Raw genomic sequence first — 1,022 nt, 5'->3', positions numbered from 1 at the left:
AGCCAAAGGAGTGAAACGGAACATGCAAATACTGCACCTGCGCTATGGGTACACGAAAAGCAAGAGATAAAAATAGTGCCGATTATGTTTTTACCCGGTATTATGGGAAGCCGCTTGAAAAATGAGGACAGCGGAGAAACAATCTGGGATCCGGATAAAACATCGTATATGATAGGATTATCGTGGAAAAACGTATCCGATAAACGAAAGATATTAGGCATAACGAATGCGCCTGAGGCGGTACCTATTACGGAACCTGCTAAAAATTTATTCGGCAAAAGTAAGCCATATACTACAGAACAGCTTGACAGAAACTATGCAGCTATCGCATCGGGGTTTTATGATACACTGTTAAAAACAGTGGAAACACAGTTACGTAATCAGGAAACAAAGCACATATACCCGGTGTATGTGTGCGCATACGATTGGCGAAAAGATATTAATGATATTGCCGCAACAGAGGTAAAAGACATATATAATAAAATAAAAGAAGAGCAGGAAACCGACGAGATGATTATTATTACACACAGTATGGGAGGTTTGGTTGCACGCGAGTTTTTAAGACAAAACCCGCAAGCGGCACAAAAGATAAAAGCGGTGATACACGGTGTACAGCCTGTACAAGGGGCGGTACAGTTTTATGCATATTTTAAGTGCGGTGCACGGCATTTTAGCGCTTGGTGGGATATACCGGGAATTATCTTAGCAAATATTTTGGGAGCAACTAAAAAAGACTTTGCCGCTTTGTGCTCTGATATTCCCGGAGCACTAGAGCTTGCACCGACAGTCAATAGCAAAGAAAAACAATGGCTGGACTGGGATGAAAAACTTGAACAAACGTACGACATACGCGCACAAAAACAAGATATATTCAGCTGTTATGAGGATACAAGCGGTATACTCGGGTTTACGGATAAGAGTTTTAATCCTACGGTAAATAAATTGATAACCGATAATATCAACCTCAGTAAAGCTTTTCACAAAAAATTAGAGCTGTATTGCCACGATCGTACCTACGTATT

1 protein-coding gene is annotated in these 1,022 nt (G+C 40.7%); it reads left to right on the top strand.

The genetic code is table 11. From position 1 onward, the window contains the following. Positions 1-84: 84 nt before the first annotated feature. Positions 85-1,022 (top strand): esterase/lipase family protein (locus HMPREF9193_RS08200; protein ID WP_211227777.1); only part of this gene is annotated, 938 nt, incomplete at its 3' end.

The organism is Treponema lecithinolyticum ATCC 700332 (assembly GCA_000468055.1).
GTDB lineage: Bacteria > Spirochaetota > Spirochaetia > Treponematales > Treponemataceae > Treponema_C > Treponema_C lecithinolyticum.
This window is presented reverse-complemented; position numbering and strand designations above follow the sequence as displayed.